Source organism: Flavobacterium supellecticarium (assembly GCF_004801375.1).
Classification (GTDB): domain Bacteria; phylum Bacteroidota; class Bacteroidia; order Flavobacteriales; family Flavobacteriaceae; genus Flavobacterium; species Flavobacterium supellecticarium.
This window is the reverse complement of sequence record NZ_SSNZ01000005.1, coordinates 18,306-38,970: the sequence shown is the minus strand read 5'-3', so window position 1 is coordinate 38,970 and position 20,665 is coordinate 18,306. Positions and strand designations below refer to the sequence as shown.

Below are 20,665 nucleotides of genomic sequence, written 5' to 3'. Positions count from 1 at the left end.
TTTTTTAGGATACGATCAGATTACTATCGGTTAAACGGTTCTTCGTTAATCCAGTGAAAGCCACGTCCGGTAAGCAGAAAATCGGCTTTGGTTTTGTGTTTTAACGGTATTTTTACCGAATCGGCAGTTTTAAATAGCAAACCGTATTTGGTTTTTTCATAACGGAAATACTCCGCTTTGGGAACCGTTTTGTCGTTATCGGTTATTTCGCGTAACACGATGTATTTGGCGACCGTGTCGATAGTCGATGTGAACTTAACTTCCCGGTTATTGGTATAGCGGATAGCTGCTCCATCGCGGGTTTCAAAAACAAAATGTAAATAACCGGAATTGTTTTTCGAATCCGTTACTTCATAAAAACCATAGAGTGGTGGATTGCCGGAATTCTGATGATGCATTTTCAGATAGGCGATTAGAAAAGCCGAAAATATCCCGACAGCTAAAAGTAGTTTAAAACCGGTCTTGATATAGTGCAATACTTTTTCCGAGCGGGCATCGCCCAAATAGATAGTGTGCTCTTTTTGCGGTACGGCTTTGTCGAGAATAAAAAAACGTATCAATCGGATCCGTTCGTAATACAGGAGTATTAACGCTGCCAGCAACATATGGATGGAGCTGATTTTAACCGGAATGTCATAACAAAGATTCATCATTACAATATTAGTAAGTACTCCGGTAAGGATTACGGTTCCTAATGTAATCGTTTTACGATTTAAGAGTAAAAGACCTCCAATCACTTCGGCGAGGCCGGCAAAAGCTGTGTAATAAGGTGAAAACTGCATAAAAGTCCATGCCAGTCCCATGGGTGATGATTCGCCGTAAGGTTGTGCCAGTCGGAAATATAAAATAGGAGGAAACTGAAACGGAAACACTTTGCTAAATCCATAAACCAACATATAAAACGCGAGATATAAGCGCAAGGTTACCTGAAAAAGGTAACGAATAGTGTTGTACGTGTTTTTATGGCGCAGCTGACTGAGCTGCATGGTTACCGGTAGCGCCAAAATCAAACTAAGACAGAGGTTCCAGAACGTAGTGATGTAGGCATAGGTGTTATCGCCGCTTCCACTTCCGCTGGCTTCAAATGCATAGCCAATATGAAAGAGATTTTTGGCCGACCAGAATACCAAAGGATTCAGTACCAGTGCAAATAAGAAGCTGAACAGGTGGAAAATAAAATAAATAAATAAAAAATGCAGCAGATATTTCTTCAATAGCATAACAATTCGTTTTTATAAATATAAACTGTATTTTCATATAAATAGTATGCCATAAAAAAATCCCGAAGCGATGGCTTCGGGACTTGATTTTGATTGATGATAGTAAGGTAATTGAGGTATATTATAATTTTAGCTTTTTAGCAATGGCCGATGGAATCGCTCCTTTGTGAACCATGATGTCGGTAGTTTTGTATTTTACGAAATCTTTCGTCATATACAAATAGCCTTTGTAATCGTTGGAAAGACCCCATGAGTTTTTCACGATATAGTATTCTTTACCGTTCTGATCTTTAGAAATTCCCACGATGTGCATTCCGTGATCATCGGTAGTTGTATAATTGTCAAATGCTTTCTGACGTAATTCTTCTGTGATTTTCATTTCCGGTTTCGGACCGTTAAACATATCCGCTTTTTCTTCGGGAGTCATATCCGCAAAGTTTTTTTCAGGAATAAAGGCTACCCCATTTTTCCAGCTGAATCCTTTTTCGCTAACATCACCAGCCCAGGCTACTGTATATCCTTTTTTCAAAGCATTGTCGATGATTTCTGTTAACTCATCCATTTTTACGTTATATACCTGATCGAAAGCCCAGTTATCCGGTACTAATAAGGTGAATTTAGAATAGTAAGGATATTCCTGTAGGGAAGAAATTTCCACATAATCGTCCGGGTTAATACCCACTACCTCTTTAGCAAAAGATTGCGGCGTATATTTTTTCCCTTTATAATCGAAAGAAGTCGGAACCTGACCTAGGTAAGCATCAATAACTGCAGTATAAGCTTTTTCCCAGTTTGGTGTTAACTCGCCATTTGGATTTTTAACCACAGCGGCCAATACACCTTCCATTACACCGCTCATTTCGGCAAATTTATTTTTATCGGTTCCGTAATTTAATCCGGTATAAACCGTTTGCGGAACAGCACCATATTTGCGGTACATATTCATTACATCGTGGAAAGCACCACCATCGCCTAAGGTAACGGCACCATGCATGCGAACATACATTTTTCCTTTTTCTACATAAGCATTACGGGCAGAGAAAATCTGAGATAATTCAACGGGTTGTTTTCCCATACGGATCATTTCCGACTCGATAAACGAGTTGGCCGAATAACTCCAACAGGTTCCGGATGAACCCTGGTTTTTGATAGACGTATTTTCCAGGTTGATAACATCGGTAAATTTGAATGATTCTTTACTGTTTGAACTCGCATTATTCTTTAACGCATTAACTAAGTTGTCCTGTGCGAATCCGGAACTTAAACCCATTAGTAAAGCCGAAGCCATTACAACTGGTTTAATAGAAAAATTGTACATAATTTAATTTTTTTGATTTCAATTAATTTGAGTCCGAAATTAGGATGTTGTTACACGGGAAACCAAATTTTAACACATATTTATGTTTTTGGTAACCTTAGTGAAAAAGATTTTCTTACAGAGCTAATTTATTGGCAGGGGAAATTTGAGGGAGCAATCGATTAAAAAAGGATAGGAAATAAAAAGGAGGAGGTTGTAATGGCTTATATTTTTAAATTCTTAATTAGCCGGAATTCGGTTTTCCGGATAGTGGAAGTCGCTTTAACCATAGATTTGATTTCCTGAGTGAGTTCGGATAATCGGGTACAGGCTTTTGCCCTGCTATTTTTAAGTAGTAAGTATTCGGAATAGATTGTGATTACGGTATCATTGGCCTGGATGGCTTCTTTTTTTATCGCTTTTAAGGCCAAAATGGATAAGGTTTCATCAAAGGGAGTATATGTGTTTTTAAGGTTTTCAAGTGATGTAATCACGGATGAAAACAACTGAATCTGTGAGGTATAAGAAAGATAGGCCTGATTAATGTTGTTTTCAATACTGCTGTTGCCAACATTGTGAATTCTGTTAGCGCCTCGAATCTGGGATATAGAATCTGAAATGGAGAGTGCTTCGCGGGAGGTTTTTCCAAAACATTCCTTAATAAAGGCTCCTATGCCGGATAGGCGTTTGCGGATGGCATCGTCTCTTTTAATAAAGATTCGTTTCAGATTTTCCACTGCATCAGAATACAGTTGTTTTTTTAGATGGACGGCCGTATTCTGTGTTTTAATAATGGTAATGGTTGTTTCCAGTTCAGAAATTACCGCCTTACAATTTTCAGGCAGATAGGAACTATTTTCTTTTAATAAAGTAAGCAGCTTTTCTGCATTTGTAACTTTAATACGATAAATGGATTCAGAACATGATCGCATGACATAAATATTAAGTTAGTATTTAGATATAATGTTTTAAATGCTTTTGGAGCAAAACAATATTCCGGTGAGGGATCATGCCGGTAAAAAAAGGGGAGGTAAATGAGGTGATGTTCCGGTCAAGAATCGTGACGGATCATTATGATGTAAATATATAAAAAAATATCAAATGCAGTATTTTTGAGAAAGTACTATGTATGATTTTGATATATAATTTATTGTGAATGATGTTTTTATGTAGAAAATACAAAAGGATAACCCTTATGGATTTGGATAGCCGGTTGGGATTTTGTGGTATAAAAAAACCGGAGCATTGCTCCGGTTTTCTGTTATTATAAGGTTTCGTTTAACCACTTGAAAAATTCACGTTGCCATACCAACGCGTTTTGTGGTTTGGTTACCCAGTGATTTTCTTCCGGGAAAAGCATAAAACGGCTTTTGATTCCTTTTAGCTGCGCCGCCTGGAAAGCTTCCTGTCCTTGTCCGATTGGAACACGGTAGTCTTTTCCGCCCTGAATAATCAGGATAGGGGTATTCCAGTTGTTGATCAGTTTTATAGGATTGAATTGATTGTAGGCTTTCTGAGCGACAGGATTATTGGTTTCCCAATACGCACCACCGTGATCCCAGTTGTTAAAGAATACTTCTTCGGTAGTTCCGTACATACTTTCAAGATTGTACACACCACAGTGGGAGATAAATGTTTTAAAACGGTTTTTGTGAATTCCAGCCAGGTAAAATACCGAGTAGCCACCATAGCTGGCACCAACAGCACCCAATCGGGTTTTATCTACATAGGATTCTTTAGCAACATCGTCTATAGCCGATAGGTAATCGTCCATTACTTGTCCGCCCCAGTCCTTGCTGATGGCTTCGTTCCATTGTACTCCATGACCCGGCATACCGCGACGGTTAGGAGCTACAATAATATAACCCTGAGAAGCCATCAGGGAGAAATTCCAACGGAACGAATAACTTTGTGTCAAAGCCGATTGTGGTCCACCCTGACAATATAATAGGGTAGGGTATTTTTTGTTTTTGTCGAAATTGGGAGGAAGAATCACCCAAACCAACATTTTCTTACCGTCGGTAGTCGTTACATACCGTCTTTCGGTTTTACTTAAGGTCAGTTTGCCATAACTTTCGTTGTTTACGGTCGTTAATTGCTTCCAGCTTTTTTTCTTAAGATCATACGCATAGATTTCCGGCGCATGATTCATATCGGTACGGGTTACAATAGCCGTGTTCCCATTGAAACCAATCAACTCGGTAACGTCAAAATCGCCATTGGTAATTTGAGTAACGCGTACGGCAATTTTTGTCAGACCCGGGAAGTTCACTTCAAATAACTGACGTGTTCCGTCTACAGCGGCGATAAAATATACTTTTTTACCATCGGTACTCCATTTGAAACTATCTACCGTTCCGTCCCATGCAGCGGTTAGATTAATATCAATTCCTTTATGACGAACGATAATGTCGTTTTTGTCGGCCTCATATCCGTCGCGCTTCATTTGCAACCAGCTTAGGTCACCCGTAGGCGATAAAGTTGGATGCGTATCATATCCCGGATTGTTTTCCGTTAGGTTGCGAGTCGTTTTGGATGCGATGTCATATTCGTATAAATCGGTATTTGTACTGATGGCATAGGCGGTACCGGCTTTCTTTTTACTCACATAAATAATTTTGGAACCGTCGTGTGACCATATATAATCTTCGTCTCCGCCAAAAGGTTTTTGCGGAGCGTCAAACGGTTCGTCTTTCATAATGTCGATAGCACGGGCTTTATCGGTGTTTTCGGCATAAAAAACGTGGTTATGACTTCCATCGTTCCAGGTATCCCAATGACGGTAATCCAGTCCGTCGTAGATTTGAGCTTCCGATTTTTTTAATTCCGGGTAAAAATCTTTTCCGAGTACTTTGGCTACTTTGACCTCTTTATGGGATAAGATATATTTTCCGTCGGGCGAAACATTTTTATCGGCCACCAGATTTTTTACGTCCGGCACCTCGGTAGGAATACCACCATTCACCGGAAGGATGTAGTATTTGGAATTCAGTTTGTTTTCGTCAATGGAAGGTGTGGCTACTTTGTAAACAATATTCTTCCCGTCTTTTGAAATCCCGATAGGGGAAAGACGTCCCAGTTTCCAGAGAATATCCGGATTCAGGGTTTCTTGTGCTGTACTTGTCAGTCCCATCATACCCAGGGTTAAAATAAGTAGTTTTTTCATTCGTGAATTAATTTTAAAAAAAGAAAGCTTAAAAGTAAGCATTTTATTGGGATTAGACCGTTAAGCCGATAAAGTAAAAAGCGGCCCTATGAAGAGGCCGCTTTAGAAGGATTAATTAAGGGATAGCAAAAACGCTTATTGTTTGATAAAACGTTTGCTGCTAACCGTATCGTTATCCTGGATTTCAAGAATATAATTTCCGGTTGCGATAGTGCTTATCGCGATGCTATTGTTGCGGATGGAACCGTTAAGCACCTCCTGACCTAACAGGTTAAAGATTCGGAACGTTGCCTTTTCGGATACATTTGTAATATTTAGGAGGTTACTGGCCGGGTTCGGATATAGTTTAATATCGGCTACCGTAGTGTCTCTACCAACATAGTTTTCTTTAGCCGAAGTCGTGATGTTTACGGTATAATCTTCCACTTCACCATAGGAAAACGCTTCGCAGGCAGTTGGGATGCCGCTGTATTTCATCGAAACGCGCATTCTTGTAGCGCCATTCAGTGCTGTGGCCGGTACTGTAAAGGAACCTGATGCCGGAGTAGCGGTTGAGGCCGCTCTGCTCCATACCAGTTCGCCGCTGTCGGTAAAATCGCCATTCTGATTGTAATCAATCCAAACAGCAAAGCCTTCAGAATAAGTTGTTCCGGTCCAGGTTGGTGTTACGGTAATCGTATTGGAAACACCTTTTACCAGATTGGTACTAATGCTGGTATAATCGGAATACCCGGTTCCGCCTGTAGAGGCATTGTTGATTGTACCCAACTGAACGCGTCCAATATATTCGTCTGCTACGCTGTTCCCTTTGGAAGTGCAATAGGTGAGCGGAGTCGTACCGCCGGTTTGAAGGTTTACAGTATAATCTTCCACTTCACCATAGGAGAACGCTTCACAGGCTGTTGGAACCCCGTTGTATTTCATCGAAACACGCATTCTTGTTGTTCCGGTGATTGCAGTGGCTGGTACGGTAAAGGTTCCGGTAGCCGGAGTTGTTGTGGCAGCCGCACGGCTCCATACTAGTTCACCGGCATCATCAAAATCTTTATCGCCATTATAGTCAATCCAAACGGCAAAACCTTCCGAATAGGTACTTCCGGTCCAGGTTGGCGTTACCGTGATCGTATAGGCGCTGCCTTTAGTCAGGTTGGTAGAAATACTGGTGAAATCGGTATATCCGGTTCCGCCGGTAGACGCATTGTTAATTGTGCCCAACTGAACACGTCCGATATATTCATCGGCCACGCTATTTCCTTTGGACGTACAATAGCTCGCCGTTGCCGGTAAGGTGGTTACGGAAACAATGTTGCTTTCGGCCGAAATATTGCCGGCAGCATCTTTCGCTTTTACCGAGAAAGTATATGTAGTATTTGCTGTTAATCCGGTTACATTATAAGTGGTTGTTGTTACAGTACCTAATAAGGTAGTGCCACGATACACATCATATCCGGTTACCCCTACGTTATCGGTCGATGCCGTCCAGGATAAGTTGGTCGTTGTCTGCGTCGTTCCGGAAGCGGCTAAACTCGTCGGGGCGGTGGGTGCTTGTGTATCACCTCCGGTTCCGCCGGTAATGGTAAAGTTCACATTCGAAATATCAAAGAAGATATGATTGGAACCTTTTACCATAATACGGTTTTGTGTCCCCGGATTGTTTGGTACGGTAATCGATTGCGTTCCGTCGTTTGGTGTTCCGGCCAGGATGGTAATCGGATACGTATTTCCGCCATCGGTCGATAAAAGGATATCCACATTAGCTGCATTTACGCCATTGGCAGTTGTTCCGGCTACGTTCCAGGTTACGGTTTGCGTCGATCCGGCAGCCCATGATACCGCTGTATTTGGTGCGCTTACGGTAAAAGGTCCGGCAGTAGCGTTTACAGTTACAACCATATCATCGCTATTATTAGCAGGTCCTCCGGCTCGGTTATCACGAACCGTTAAACGGAAATTCATCGATCGGGCGACATTTGGTACGGCTTCCCATTTCCAGGATGTTGCTCCGGTTTTAACGGTGCTCATCTGCGGGAAATAACGGACTCCGGATGTAGTCGGTATAAACGATTTAAAAGCAGGTCCGGATGTAGCGGTTACACTCGGATACGTTGTTGTTGAAGTTCCGGAATCCATTTGCTCCCAGCAATAGGTCAATGTGTCGCCATTGGCATCGGTTCCGGTTCCGGTTAACATAAAAGGAGTGCCTTTCGGAATGGTATAATCGGCACCGGCATTGGCTGTAGGAACGGTATTTCCGGTAGCCGTATTGGTCTGACAGGTTGTGGTCTTAATATAATTGGTCACTTGTTGGATACTCACTGCATGGAAAAACGGATCGCTGTGTGCCTGTACATCGGTGGCTCCGGTAATTCCGGCATATCCCATAATAGTCGTGCCACTTCCCGGTTCGGTTTGTACACCGGTTCCTTCGTTGCTAAAAGTAAAGGTGTGATTGGCTCCAAATTGATGTCCCATTTCGTGGGCTACAAAGTCGATATCAAAATTATCGCCCGTTGGAACGGTGCTGGTGGTAAATCCACTACCTTTATTCGACTTACAAACACATCCGATACAACCGGCATTTCCATTGTTTCCGATGGCGGACATCAGGTGGCCTACATCATAGTTGGCCGCTCCGATAACACTGGTTAAAGTCGATTGTAATTCTGAGTTATAATTGGCATCTGTACTACCGTATGGATCGGTACTGGCACTGGTATAAATCACCGCATCGGTATTGGCAATTAACACCATTCGTACGCCGAAATCCATTTCGAAAACACCGTTTACGCGGGTCAAGGTGTTGTTAATTGCGGCTAGAGCGAGTGCTTTGGTTCCGCCGAAATAACTGGTGTATTCGCCGGTTACCGACATCGCCAGGCGATAGGTGCGCAGCGTACTGTCATCGGCATTTGGACGAAGTGCTTCACCGGAATTGCCTACTTTCGAGATGGCGTGATCCAGTACTTCACATTCAAATTTTGTAAAGCCGGCTATTTTATCCGAACGTTTAAAAACGGAATAGGTTTTCAGATCGGTAGAATAGGGTTCGATAAAAACGGTCTGTTTGTCGGCAGCTGTTCGCATCGCCTGTACACCCAATGGGGAAACACTGATACGAATAATGGCAGATGGGTCGTCAATACCTTGTCCGACATACGATTTTATTTCGGGATAACGGGCGGCAAGTTCGGGAGTCATCACCGAAGCTTCTGTCATACGGAAACGCTCCAGTTCGCCATCGGCATTCGGGAATGCGATGATAACATTCGATTTGGCATACGTCAGCGACCGGTCCGGTGCTTGTAAAAGTGCTGTTTTGAGCCCGTTAAGGTTCAGGTCAAAAAGATTTTTAACGGGAAGTGGTGCTCTTTTTTCGAAAGTAGTTTGGCTACTTTTTTTAGAAGACACTTTCCAGAAAGGATTTCCATTTTGAGCAAAGGAAACACTCGTAATTGTCAATAAAGCAATTGAAAGTAATTTACACTTCATAGGTTGTGAGTTTTTTAGGTTAAAATTTTCGAATAACAAATATATTTTAACATTTTTTGTTTGAATCAGTTAAAGATGGTCATAAGTGAACCATATCTTAATCTTAACTTTTTGTCAGCGTAAAATGATTTGTTTGTGATTTTGCTAATTTGGAGCAGCTAAAAGAGGCCGGAAGCAGATGATAAATTGCTTTTTATGAAAATAGCAACGGGCAGTTTGGAAAAATATACCTATTTTCACGGACTAAAATTGAATGCACGTGAAAAGTAACAACAAACTATTTATCGCAATTATCATCTCATTAGTACTGGGCGTCTTCCTGGGGTATTTGGTCAATTCATTAGGAAAAGGAAATACACTCCGGTATACACCTGCAAAAGAAGGTGCCGATGAACTGATATTTGAGACCAGTGACGGGGTGACCCACCATCAAAAAGTTTTTGTTATAAAGGACAGTCTGGAATACAACCAACTTCACAAAACCTTGCCGGCAGACGTTATGGTCGTAGTAGCAAGTAGTAAAAAAGTGAATCTGGTACCGGAGGTATTAAAAACCAATAAAACGTTAAAACTCGAAAAAACGCATAAATCAGTTAATGAATCCGTTACGTCTATTGATAATATCGACTCGTTTTCCGAAAAAATAAAATTACTGGGAACCATCTTTATTCGCCTGGTTCAGATGATCATTGCGCCATTAGTGTTTTCGACCTTAGTGGTTGGAATTGCAAAAATGGGTGATATGAAAATGGTAGGACGCGTTGGAGCGAAAGCCATGGGCTGGTTTATTTCAGCATCTCTGATGTCGTTATTATTAGGGATGGTATTGGTAAACTGGTTGGAACCGGGTAAAGGAACACCAATCAAAATGGAAGATGCTTCTTCGGCCGGGGAATTGTTGGAAAAAACACAATCGTTTTCGCTGGAAGAATTTGTAAAACATGTCGTTCCGAAAAGTATTTTTGAAGCTATGGCGACGAATGAAATCCTACAGATTGTAATCTTTTCGGTTTTATTCGGAATTGCACTGGCTTCTCTGGGTGAGGCTGCCAAAGGGATTATCAAAATGTTGGATGTTGTTTCGCATGTGATTCTGAAAATGGTAACTTATATTATGTGGGTGGCGCCATTGGGTGTATTCGGAGCGGTAGCGGCTGCTGTGGCGAGCTATGGTTTCGGAATTTTCGGATTATATGCCAAATACCTGCTGGATTTTAGTATCGGAATTGCGCTGTTATGGGTCGTATTGCTCTCAGTCGGTTATGTGATCTTAGGAAAGCGTTTATGGGAATTGTTGCGACGCATCAAAAGCCCGTTGTTAATTGCTTTTTCAACGACCAGTAGTGAGGCGGTTTTCCCGAAATTGGTAGAGGAACTGGAGCGTTTTGGCTGTCAGAAACGTATTGTGTCGTTTACCTTACCGTTAGGCTATTCGTTTAACCTGGACGGAAGTATGATGTATATGACCTTTGCGAGTATTTTTATCGCACAGGTATACGGAATTGATATGCCAATTGAAAAACAATTAACCATGTTACTGGTACTGATGCTAACCAGTAAAGGCGTAGCCGGTGTGCCGAGAGCGTCACTGATTGTAGTGGTGGCTACCTGTGCAATGTTTGGTATTCCGCCGGAAGGAATTGCATTAATATTACCAATTGACCATTTTTGTGATATGGCGCGAAGTATGACCAACGTTCTTGGAAATGCTTTGGCAACTACAGCCGTAGACAAATGGGAAACAGCGAATGAAACTAACTAACTAATATTTATATATAATTTACCCAAAAATTATGGAAGGCTTTAAGTGGACAGAATTGTTGAATCCGGAGTTTTATATTAACCTGGAAATCGGCGGACACCATATTGGAATTTACGTTGTATTGTTTATCGTTTTTGCAGAAACAGGCTTATTCGCCGGTTTCTTTTTACCGGGAGACAGTTTATTATTCCTTTCCGGAATTTACAGCGAAGTGCTGATGCGCGAATTAATGACTGTTCATGGTGATTTTGCCAATGTAGCCTTGCTGGCCACACTTGTAGCCATTTCCGGAATTATCGGGAATATTTTCGGGTATTGGTTTGGAGCGAAAAGCGGACATTATCTGTATGCCAAAGAAGACAACTTCTGGTTTAAGAAAAAATACCTGATCCAATCGCGTTTGTTTTTTGAAAAACACGGAGGACGTGCCATTATTTTTGCCCGTTTCCTTCCAATCTTACGAACGTTTGCACCTATTGTAGCAGGAATTGTTCAGATGGAGAAAAAGAAATTTATGTTTTTTAACATTGTGAGTTCGTTCCTGTGGTCGTTTACCCTGATTTTCTCAGGACACTATCTGTACCGCTATTTATTGGACAACCACAATATGGATTTAAAAGCCAATATCGAATATATCGTAATTGCGATTATTATCCTTTCTACATCGCCACTTGCGATAAACTATCTGAAAAATAAGATCAAAGAAAGAAGAAGCTAATGCTTAGTCTGAGTTACTGGGAAATTAAAAACTGGTTTTCAAACGTCGACTATACGGTAGTGGGCAGTGGTATTGTCGGATTACATACGGCATTGCGCCTGCGCGAACGATTTCCGAAAAGTAAGATCCTGGTACTCGAAAAAGGGCCGTTACCACAAGGTGCGAGCACTAAAAATGCCGGTTTTGCCTGCTTTGGAAGTCTGTCGGAAATTATAGACGACCTGAAAAATCATACCGAAGACGAAGTCGTGCAATTAATCGAAAAGCGTTGGCACGGACTGCAATTGCTTCGTAAAAGATTAGGTGATCAAACGATTGATTTCCGTCCGTATGGCGGTTACGAGTTGTTTTTAAAAGACGATGAGTCGGCCTATGCCGAATGTCTTCAGAAAATGCCATTTGTCAACGAAGTGCTGAAACCGCTTTTTAAAGCCGATGTTTTTTCAAAAGAAGTAGACCGTTTCGACTTTAAAGGTATTCAGGATTATCTGATCTTTAATCCGTTTGAAGGACAAATCGACACCGGAAACATGATGCAGGCTTTGTTAAAAGAAGCCGTGGCAAACGATATTCAAATCTTAAATTATCAAACCGTTACCGGTTATCTGGATAAAGGAAACAGCGTTGAGGTACATACGAACGATTTTGTCGTAACAACCGGAAAGCTGTTTTTTGCGACCAATGGTTTTGCCGGAACGATCACCAATGGCGCGGTTCGTCCGGCCAGAGCGCAGGTTTTAATTACCGAACCGATTCCAAATCTCGATATTCGCGGAACGTTTCATATCGACAGTGGGTATTATTATTTCCGGAATATCGGCGACAGAATTCTTTTTGGTGGCGGAAGAAACCTCGATTTTGAAGGTGAAACTACCACAACTTTTGGTCTGACGGAACAAATTCAAAACCGTTTGGAAGAATTGTTAAAAAATGTAATTTTGCCGAATCAGGAGTTTCAGGTTGCCCATCGCTGGAGCGGAATCATGGGAATGGGAACGCATAAAAAACCAATCGTAGAACAACGCTCTCAAAACGTCTTTTGTGGCGTTCGCCTTGGCGGAATGGGAGTGGCTATCGGAAGCCTGATCGGACAGGAATTAGCAGATTTATTAGAATAATGGCGGTAAAAAAGACATCAAAAACAAACACCAAACCCAAATCAAAAGACGAAAAAAGAAGTTTTGGCAATAAAGTAGCACGCTTTTGTATTAAAGTGTTTCTATGGTTTTTTGCCATTTCCCTGTTTTTTGTAATCCTGTTTAAATTTGTACCGGTTCCGTTTACGCCTTTAATGGCAATCCGGGCTATGGAAACCCGAACAGATGGTAAAGAAAAGGTTTGCAAACACGATTGGGTACCGTTGGAAGATATTTCCGAAAACCTGCAAAAAGCAGTTATCGCCAGTGAAGACGGTACATTTTTAGATCATAACGGTTTTGATTTTAGTGCGATGCAAAAAGCATTTAGCAGTAATCAGAAAGGTCGGAAACTAAAAGGAGGAAGTACCATTTCGCAACAAACCGCCAAAAATGTTTTTTTATGGCAGGGAAGAAGTTACCTGCGCAAAGGACTGGAGGCCTATTTTACCGTTTTGATCGAACTCATTTGGGGTAAAGAACGCATCATGGAAGTCTACCTGAACAGTATCGAAATGGGAGATGGAATTTACGGTGCGCAAGCGGCATCGGAATTCTGGTACGGAAAGAGTGCCAAAAACCTGTCCAAATACGAAGCAGCCGGAATTGCGGCTATCTTGCCAAGTCCGAGACGATTTAAAGCTTCGAATTCGTCGGCCTATATTAACAAACGAAAAGATAAGATTGTCCGCGTAATGCGCCATATCAGGAAGCTTGAATACTAATAGAAAATAAAAAAGTATACTATATAAAAAGGCTGTTTCATTTAGAAACAGCCTTTTTTGATCTTGCAAAAGAGATTAATTGCTGGCAGCTAATTCGCCAACTTTGATAATGGATACGTTCGCATCGACTACTTCGTGCCAGTTACCTTTATCATCGGTATACATAAAATTCGCTTTTCCGGACTGCCAATCCGATTCCAATACCATTCGTAGTTTGGTGTTTGGCAAAATAACCGGTCCGATTCCGGCATGCGGAGGGAATTTAATGTTAGGATATCCTTCGGCGGTTACCAAAATATGCGTGTTTTTTGGCATAACCGTCATATACGTAAAATCACCACGTAAATCCGTAAACAATGTAAAAGGCGGATTAACGGTAGCATTGTGAACCACTCCTTTTCCGGTAACGGTTTGTGCAGGTGTGTTTACGGCAAAATGTACTTCGAAAGTTGGTGCTCCCAGGTTTGGAGAAGCAATCTTGTACGAAACGATGAATAAACCAGATTTTGATTCCATAATGAAATAGATTTGAGATTAGGATAACAAATTTCAGCGGTTTAAATGAGGTATTTTAACGTAGAAGTACGGAATCTTCTTTTTACGTAAAATTACGTGCCAGGGATTTGGATGTTAGTATTTTAGGTGTTTTTGGAGGAGATTATACTAAAAGGTTTTGTAACAATTGTAAGGATGAGGCGTCTAATATGAACAATCAAAAAACAAACAATTATGTACGCACATGAAATCGATTACCAGATTTTTGGTGAAGAAATGCAATACGTCGAAATAGAACTGGATCCGCTGGAAGTAGTAGTCGCTGAGGCGGGAAGTTTTATGATGATGGATAACGGTATCAAAATGGAAACCATTTTTGGTGACGGATCGGAGCAACAGCAATCCGGAATTTTCGGAAAATTGCTTTCGGCCGGAAAACGGGTTCTAACAGGTGAGAGTCTTTTTATGACCGCTTATACAAATCAGAACAACCGTAAAAGCAAAATCTGTTTTGCTTCACCGTATCCCGGAAAAATTGTAGCGATCGATCTGACGAAATACCAGGGGAAATTTATTTGTCAGAAAGATTCCTTTCTATGTGCGGCCAAAGGGGTTTCTATCGGGATTGAATTTTCCCGTAAACTGGGAACCGGACTTTTTGGAGGCGAAGGATTTATCATGCAAAAGATCGAAGGCGATGGAATGGCCTTTGTGCATTCCGGAGGAACTTTGGCGCGACGCGAATTACAAGCCGGTGAAGTATTAAAAGTGGATACCGGATGTATTGTCGGTTTTACAAAAGACATTGATTACGATATTGAATTTATCGGTGGTATCAAGAATTCAATTTTTGGCGGTGAAGGTTTGTTTTTTGCAACCCTACGCGGACCGGGAGTGGTTTATATACAATCATTACCGTTTAGCCGTTTAGCCGACAGAATTATCGCATCGGCTCCGAAAGCTGGCGGAAAAAGCAGAGAAGAAGGAAGTCTTTTAGGAGGCTTGGGGAACCTGCTGGACGGTGACAACCGTTTTTAAAAAAAGCATTTTTTTCTAATTAATTGATTTTTATAAAAGGAAAGCGCCCTGCAATTGCGGGCGCTTTTTGAATTGTATACGAGAATGGATCGCTTACTTTTTCAGATTCGGTAAACTTTTAATTCCCATATTGTATAGCGTAAAGGCAAAAATATCGACACTTTCCTGAATCGAAGCGGCAACCGATTTTCCGGCACCGTGTCCTGCATTCACATCAATACGGATTAAAACCGGATTGCTTCCTGTTTGTTTTTCCTGTAATTCGGCTGCAAATTTAAAGCTGTGTGCCGGAACCACACGGTCGTCATGATCACCGGTAGTAATTAAAGTTGCCGGGTAGTGTACGCCTTTTTTTACATTGTGAACCGGCGAATAACCTTTTAGATAATCAAACATTTCTTTGTTGTCTTCTGCCGTTCCATAGTCGTATGCCCATCCGGCACCGGCTGTAAACGTATGGTAACGCAACATGTCCATTACACCAACGGCTGGTAAAGCCACCTTCATAAGGTCAGGGCGTTGTGTCATCGTAGCACCCACTAATAATCCTCCGTTCGATCCACCGCGGATAGCAAGAAAATCTTTCGAAGTATATTTATTGGCAATCAGGTATTCTGCTGCTGCGATAAAATCGTCAAATACATTTTGTTTTTGAAGTTTGGTACCGGCATCATGCCATTTTTTACCATATTCACCACCACCGCGAAGGTTTGGAACGGCATAAATTCCGCCACTTTCCAGCCAAACAGCATTCGAAATACTGAAACCAGGTGTAAGACTGGCATTAAAACCACCGTAACCATATAGGATTGTCGGGTTTTTACCGTCTAATTTGATTCCTTTTTTGTAAGTGATGATCATTGGTATTTTAGTACCGTCTTTAGACGTATAGAATACCTGTTTGGACGTATAATCCGCACTGTTAAAATCTACTTTTGGTTTTTGGTAGATCTCCGATTTTCCGGTTTTCGGGTCGTAGGAATAAATCGTTCCCGGTGTCGTATAGTTGGTAAAGTAAAAATACAATGTTTTTACCTCTTTTTTGCCACCAAATCCGGAAGCCGTTCCTACGCCCGGAAGCTGTACTTCTCGTATCAGTTTTCCGTTATAGTCATACTGTTTTACAACCGATACGGCATCTTTCATATAATTGGCAAAGAAATAACCGGCTCCGATGCTTGGTGTCAATACATTTTCGGTTTCGGCGATAAAATCTTTCCAGTTTTCCGGTTTCGGATTGCTGATATCCGTAGTAACGATACGTCTGTTTGGTGCATTCAGGTTGGTCATGATATACAATTTTCCACCTTCATTTTCCATGATATAACTATCACTGTTAAAATTGTCCAGGATAGTAATAAGCGGGCTGCTCGGATTGGTAAGATCCTTCACGTATAATTCGTTTCCGGATGTCGAATTGGCCGCTGTGATCACTAAATATTTGTCATCTTCGGTTACCGATCCGCCAACATAACGTCTTTTCTGATCCAGTCCGAAAACAACTTTATCGTCTTTTTGGGACGTCCCTAGTTTGTGGTAATACAATTTATGCTGATCGGTTTTGGCCGATAGTTCACTTCCGGTTGGTTTGTCGTAGCTGGAATAGTAGAAACCGTCGTTTCCTTTCCACGATACACCACTAAACTTAATGTCAACCAAAGTGTCTTCAATTATTTTTTTCGTGATGGCATCCATGATGATCACTTTTCTCCAATCACTACCGCCTTCCGAGATGGAATAAGCCACTTTTGAACCGTCGCGGGAAAAATCAAGACCACCTAAAGAGGATGTTCCGTCTTTTGAGAAGGTATTCGGATCCAGGAACATTTCTTCTTTTCCGGAAGCATCTTTACGGTATATGACCGATTGGTTTTGCAGACCGTTATTTTTGGTATAATAGGTATAGTTTCCTTCTTTAAAAGGAGCACTTATTTTTTCATAATTCCACAGTTTTTCCAAACGGGCTTTTAAAGCATCGCGAAAAGGAATCTGACTCAGGTAGTTGTAGGTCACTTCGTTTTCGGCCTTTACCCACGCGGCAGTTTCGGCAGAACGATCGTCCTCCAGCCATCGATATGGGTCTTTAACATTGGTGCCGAAATAGGTGTCATTCGTTTCGGTTTTACGGGTGTCTGGGTATTTTAATTTTACCGGCCCCTTGGATGTTTGTGCATTCATCATGGTAAGACTACAAACCACAGCCATGGTCGTTATTGTTTTTTTCATCTACTTGGTTTTTGGTTTCTAACAAAAATAAGGAATCAATTGTTATAGTTTCGTTAAAATAAAAAAGTGCTGTGATAGCACAGCACTTTTTAGCAGAATCGGTTATTTTTTAGTTAATCGATTTATGATCATGTCCGTGATCACCACCGTCGGCACCAATATAGATTTCAAGAAAAACCTGTTGTTGGTTCCCGGCTTTGTCCAGACAGAAAACCCCTAAATGATAATGTCCGTCGGTAAAAGGTTGTCCGCTTGCATCCAACGCCGGAATCTCAATATGGTGGTGAAATTCTTTAATACGCAATCCGGCTTCAATTGGGAAAGTCTGCTCATAATGGAAATAACTCGCGGCTTCTGCACCGGCCATTTTTCCGTGGGTATGCCCGTCTTCCGCACTATGAACTTCTACTTTATAGGATGCCAATTCCACATTGTCGGTTAAAACACCTTCCAGATGAATTTCAGTTCCGGGTGTAAAACCTTCGTCTAACACAGGTTCTGTAATGGTAATCACTGGTTTTTCGGTGTCTTGGTCGTTGCTGTCGCTACTACAAGAGGTGAAACTTAAAGCGGCAATAGTGGCAAATGCGTATAGATATTTGATATTTTTCATGATATAATTTTAAAAAGTATTTGATTTTATTTGATTTCGCTGTTGTGTTGTAAAACGGATAAAATCAAACGGCTGGCGGACCTCTTAAAAAACAGGAAAATAAGGTTTGTGATCCGTATTTTTTAATAAGTCTAAATGGCTTTTCAACGGGGTATACCGGAATAAATGGCGTAAAACTAAAAAAGCTAATCGCTGTAATCGCCGGTATTTTAAAAATATGCAGTTCACAATTATGGGCATGGTGCTTTTCGCCAAAAACAACCCTTTTTTCAGCGGTATAATGAAACGTATGTTCCGTCCAGAAATAGTGGACCGCATTATTGATTTGCGGAAAAGCAAAAATCAGGCACAGTAGTATAACAATATGTTGTTTGTATTTATTCATGCGATGCTTTTCCAAAAGGGATACGGATTAATAACTGAATGTTACGTCCCATTTCCGGGATTTCCAACGCCCTGTAATAACTGTTGTGATTAAAATATTTGGTGTTAAAGGCATTGTTTACCGATAGCTGAACATTGGCCAGGAAATTGCCTAGTTTGATGTCACTTTTCAGTGCGCCGCCAAAAATGGAATAACCCGGTGTGATTAGCTCGTTTTGTGCAATTCGGTTTTGTTCCAAAGCGGTTCGCCCGTTTACGGATAAAACGGTATTGGTAAAGGCTTTTAACGGTTTAAACTGGTAACCGATTTCCCAATAACCATTCGCCGGCGGTGTAAACGGTAACGGATAATCTTTGGAAGCATCGGAAGTGATCTGGCGGTTGTAAAGGTATTCCAGTACAACTTCGGCTGTGATCCGATCGAAGAAACGCTTTTCGATACTGACTTCAAATCCGGATAAAAGGGCTTCCGATTGCGAATACTGATAAATCTGGCCACCGTGCGGTAAAATCGAAAATTGCCCGGACGGTTTTAGGAAAATATAATTACTGAAATAGTACACATACGGACTAAAAGCCATTTTAAAACTATTTTGGGCGTAACTCAGTTTGGTGTCGAATGAAATTCCTTGCTCGGGTTTTAGCGTAGCATCGCCCATTTCATGTCGGAAAGCACCGTGATGAATTCCGTTGGCACTTAGCTCGATAGCGGTTGGAAAACGGAAATTACTACCAAGAGTAGCCGTCAGGTTCCAATGGTTAGTTATCATATAGCCCATTCCTACGGACGCATTAAAACTCGAGAAATTTTTGTCGATATTCTGACTTCTTTGCGCATAGAAATTCGCAATGGTCTGACTTTGTCCATTTCCGGTCAGGTAGTCGAATAGTGTCTGATCAAAAAAGCTGTCAATAGCGACTCTCGCCCAGTCAAATCGGATACCGGCATTGAGTTTTAGTTTGTCCGAAGCGGTATAATCATGGATCATATAAGCCCCGATAGCGTTTCTCGTAAACTTTGGAAGCAGAAAACTATAACCGTCAATCGTATTGCTTTGGTATTGATTCTGTACGCCTACCGTAGTTTGATGCGCGGTCGACCAGATGTATTTGTATTTTAACTGCGCATCCAGCGTACTCAGATTAAAATCCAATTCCAGATCCGGATTTACTTCCGGTGGTTGCTGATTGCTGTAATGCGTATGGAATTTACTCCATTCCTGGCGGTGGTTGTTTTGAAAACTAACCGAAGCATTTAACTGTGCATTTTCGAAATTCCACTGGTTGTTGTTGATAATCTTAAAATGATTCACCCGTTGATAAGGTAATCCGATATTGCGATCGTCGCCATCGTCCTGAACGGCGGCAATCGACGGAATGCCATGTGCGCCCGGAAAGAATCCCGATTTAAAATAGACATTACTGATGCTTATCGTGGATCTGAATTTTTCGCTCACATAACCAATTTGTCCAAAGAAATCCGTTTCCCGTCCGGCTGTGTTTTTTAACCGCTGATTGTATACCGGAATGCGGGTGTTGAGGTAGAGGATTTCATCCGTCGGAACTTTATAATCGCCAAAATCCAATACCGTTCCTTTGAATTTGTAAAAGAAATGATCCTTCCGATATTTGATTCCTACGGAAGTTCCAATTGTATTGTTAACCGATTTGACGATGGCTAAGGCCTGACCGGAAAAGCTGTTTTTGGCCGGAACGGCATCGTTGTTAATACTGATCACGCCACCCATGGCATCACTTCCGTATTCGATCGCGCCTACGCCTTTTACGACTTCTACGTTTTCGGCATTAAAAGCGTCGATCTCCAAGCCGTGATCGGCACCCCATTGTTGGCCTTCCTGTTTGACACCATTTTCGGTTACGGCAATCCGGTTAAAACCCAAACCGCGGATAATCGGTTTGGAGGTTCCGGCTCCGATTTCCATCGCATTAACACCGGGAAGTTTTTCCAACGATTTGGCCAGCGATCCGGCATAGGATTCCTGAATGTAGTTCTGGTTAACCTTTTCGGAATTCTTGACACTTTGCGGTTGCCCGGCTTTGTTGATAACGACTTCTTTTAAGGCGTTAAGATCCGGTTGCATTCGAAATGAAATAGACATGTCGTCCTCAACTGTAAGCAGGGTATCGATAGTGGTGTATCCGATATACGATACAATAAGACGTTTTTTACCGGCCGGAATATTTTTAATTTCAAATACACCAACGGGATTGGTTGCAGTACTTTTGTCTGCGATATGAATATGTGCTCCGTTTAAAGGCTGTTTTTTGGCATTGGTAATGGTCCCTGAAATTTTATTCTGGGAAAAACCGGAAATTGCAGTCCATAGCAAGCAGAGAACAAGAAAAGATTTTTGTTGCATTTTTTCCTGATTCAG

15 protein-coding genes are annotated in these 20,665 nt (G+C 41.5%); 5 read left to right on the top strand and 10 right to left on the bottom strand.

Translation table 11 applies throughout. The features are described from left to right. Positions 1 to 23: 23 nt before the first annotated feature. From E6C50_RS11780 to E6C50_RS11760, 5 genes are all read right to left on the bottom strand, one after another. On the bottom strand, positions 24 to 1,220 hold the full coding sequence (locus tag E6C50_RS11780) for a hypothetical protein (protein WP_136403434.1): 1,197 nt from the start codon (positions 1,218 to 1,220) through the stop codon (positions 24 to 26). A gap of 121 nt (positions 1,221 to 1,341) precedes the next feature. Next, a complete protein-coding gene (locus E6C50_RS11775; protein WP_136403433.1) occupies positions 1,342 to 2,538 on the bottom strand; it encodes a C1 family peptidase in 1,197 nt (398 codons plus the stop codon). A gap of 203 nt (positions 2,539 to 2,741) precedes the next feature. Next, positions 2,742 to 3,449, bottom strand: coding sequence for a hypothetical protein (locus tag E6C50_RS11770; protein ID WP_136403432.1), 708 nt, complete (start codon positions 3,447 to 3,449; stop codon positions 2,742 to 2,744). A gap of 332 nt (positions 3,450 to 3,781) precedes the next feature. Then, a complete protein-coding gene (locus E6C50_RS11765) occupies positions 3,782 to 5,683 on the bottom strand; it encodes a S9 family peptidase (RefSeq protein WP_136403431.1) in 1,902 nt (633 codons plus the stop codon). A gap of 135 nt (positions 5,684 to 5,818) precedes the next feature. Continuing rightward, positions 5,819 to 9,172 carry a GEVED domain-containing protein gene (locus E6C50_RS11760; protein WP_136403430.1) on the bottom strand — a complete coding sequence of 1,118 codons (3,354 nt, stop codon included), beginning with the start codon at positions 9,170 to 9,172 and terminating at the stop codon, positions 5,819 to 5,821. Positions 9,173 to 9,431: 259 nt separating this feature from the next. Here E6C50_RS11760 and E6C50_RS11755 point away from each other — a divergent pair, with 259 nt between their 5' ends. The 4 genes from E6C50_RS11755 to mtgA are packed head-to-tail and all read left to right on the top strand — an operon-like array spanning position 9,432 to position 13,513. Further along, a complete protein-coding gene (locus tag E6C50_RS11755; protein ID WP_230979005.1) occupies positions 9,432 to 10,934 on the top strand; it encodes a dicarboxylate/amino acid:cation symporter in 1,503 nt (500 codons plus the stop codon). A 31-nt stretch (positions 10,935 to 10,965) separates the two neighbouring features. Further along, positions 10,966 to 11,652 (top strand): DedA family protein, encoded by a 687-nt coding sequence (locus tag E6C50_RS11750; RefSeq protein WP_136403428.1) that lies wholly within the window; start codon positions 10,966 to 10,968, stop codon positions 11,650 to 11,652. Further along, complete coding sequence (locus E6C50_RS11745; RefSeq protein WP_136403427.1) at positions 11,652 to 12,770, top strand: NAD(P)/FAD-dependent oxidoreductase; 1,119 nt, start codon at positions 11,652 to 11,654, stop codon at positions 12,768 to 12,770. Before E6C50_RS11750 ends, E6C50_RS11745 begins: the two co-directional genes overlap by 1 nt. Continuing rightward, the gene (gene mtgA, locus E6C50_RS11740; RefSeq protein WP_136403426.1) at positions 12,770 to 13,513 is read left to right on the top strand and encodes a monofunctional biosynthetic peptidoglycan transglycosylase; all 744 of its coding nucleotides are present in this window, start codon (positions 12,770 to 12,772) and stop codon (positions 13,511 to 13,513) included. Before E6C50_RS11745 ends, mtgA begins: the two co-directional genes overlap by 1 nt. Before the next feature lie 75 nt (positions 13,514 to 13,588). Here the strand turns inward: mtgA and E6C50_RS11735 are convergent, their stop codons facing one another. Next, complete coding sequence (locus E6C50_RS11735; protein WP_211089540.1) at positions 13,589 to 14,029, bottom strand: DUF1842 domain-containing protein; 441 nt, start codon at positions 14,027 to 14,029, stop codon at positions 13,589 to 13,591. A 213-nt stretch (positions 14,030 to 14,242) separates the two neighbouring features. On the opposite strand from E6C50_RS11735, the gene E6C50_RS11730 reads away from it, so the two are divergent. Next, positions 14,243 to 15,046: a TIGR00266 family protein gene (locus E6C50_RS11730; protein ID WP_136403424.1), complete on the top strand. Its 804-nt coding sequence runs from the start codon at positions 14,243 to 14,245 to the stop codon at positions 15,044 to 15,046. A 93-nt stretch (positions 15,047 to 15,139) separates the two neighbouring features. Here E6C50_RS11730 and E6C50_RS11725 read toward each other — a convergent pair whose 3' ends face one another. From E6C50_RS11725 to E6C50_RS11710, 4 genes are all read right to left on the bottom strand, one after another. Next, positions 15,140 to 17,272, bottom strand: coding sequence for a prolyl oligopeptidase family serine peptidase (locus E6C50_RS11725; RefSeq protein ID WP_136403423.1), 2,133 nt, complete (start codon positions 17,270 to 17,272; stop codon positions 15,140 to 15,142). Positions 17,273 to 17,381: 109 nt separating this feature from the next. Beyond that, on the bottom strand, positions 17,382 to 17,885 hold the full coding sequence (locus E6C50_RS11720) for a DUF4625 domain-containing protein (RefSeq protein ID WP_136403422.1): 504 nt from the start codon (positions 17,883 to 17,885) through the stop codon (positions 17,382 to 17,384). A 64-nt stretch (positions 17,886 to 17,949) separates the two neighbouring features. Then, positions 17,950 to 18,270, bottom strand: a complete 321-nt coding sequence (locus tag E6C50_RS11715) for a hypothetical protein (protein ID WP_136403421.1) — start codon at positions 18,268 to 18,270, stop codon at positions 17,950 to 17,952. After that, positions 18,263 to 20,650: a TonB-dependent receptor gene (locus E6C50_RS11710; protein WP_136403420.1), complete on the bottom strand. Its 2,388-nt coding sequence runs from the start codon at positions 20,648 to 20,650 to the stop codon at positions 18,263 to 18,265. The genes E6C50_RS11715 and E6C50_RS11710 overlap by 8 nt, the downstream gene beginning before the upstream one ends. Positions 20,651 to 20,665: the final 15 nt, after the last annotated feature.

Excerpts from the sequence above, each read along its gene's own strand:
- E6C50_RS11750 (WP_136403428.1), top strand. The coding sequence starts at position 10,966 with ATGGAAGGCTTTAAGTGGACAGAATTGTTGAATCCGGAGTTTTATATT.
- E6C50_RS11760 (WP_136403430.1), bottom strand. The coding sequence starts at position 9,172 with ATGAAGTGTAAATTACTTTCAATTGCTTTATTGACAATTACGAGTGTT.
- E6C50_RS11720 (WP_136403422.1), bottom strand. The coding sequence starts at position 17,885 with ATGAAAAATATCAAATATCTATACGCATTTGCCACTATTGCCGCTTTA.
- E6C50_RS11745 (WP_136403427.1), top strand. The coding sequence starts at position 11,652 with ATGCTTAGTCTGAGTTACTGGGAAATTAAAAACTGGTTTTCAAACGTC.
- mtgA (WP_136403426.1), top strand. The coding sequence starts at position 12,770 with ATGGCGGTAAAAAAGACATCAAAAACAAACACCAAACCCAAATCAAAA.
- E6C50_RS11710 (WP_136403420.1), bottom strand. The coding sequence starts at position 20,650 with ATGCAACAAAAATCTTTTCTTGTTCTCTGCTTGCTATGGACTGCAATT.
- E6C50_RS11770 (WP_136403432.1), bottom strand. The coding sequence starts at position 3,449 with ATGCGATCATGTTCTGAATCCATTTATCGTATTAAAGTTACAAATGCA.
- E6C50_RS11715 (WP_136403421.1), bottom strand. The coding sequence starts at position 18,270 with ATGAATAAATACAAACAACATATTGTTATACTACTGTGCCTGATTTTT.
- E6C50_RS11725 (WP_136403423.1), bottom strand. The coding sequence starts at position 17,272 with ATGAAAAAAACAATAACGACCATGGCTGTGGTTTGTAGTCTTACCATG.
- E6C50_RS11765 (WP_136403431.1), bottom strand. The coding sequence starts at position 5,683 with ATGAAAAAACTACTTATTTTAACCCTGGGTATGATGGGACTGACAAGT.
- E6C50_RS11780 (WP_136403434.1), bottom strand. The coding sequence starts at position 1,220 with ATGCTATTGAAGAAATATCTGCTGCATTTTTTATTTATTTATTTTATT.
- E6C50_RS11735 (WP_211089540.1), bottom strand. The coding sequence starts at position 14,029 with ATGGAATCAAAATCTGGTTTATTCATCGTTTCGTACAAGATTGCTTCT.
- E6C50_RS11730 (WP_136403424.1), top strand. The coding sequence starts at position 14,243 with ATGTACGCACATGAAATCGATTACCAGATTTTTGGTGAAGAAATGCAA.
- E6C50_RS11775 (WP_136403433.1), bottom strand. The coding sequence starts at position 2,538 with ATGTACAATTTTTCTATTAAACCAGTTGTAATGGCTTCGGCTTTACTA.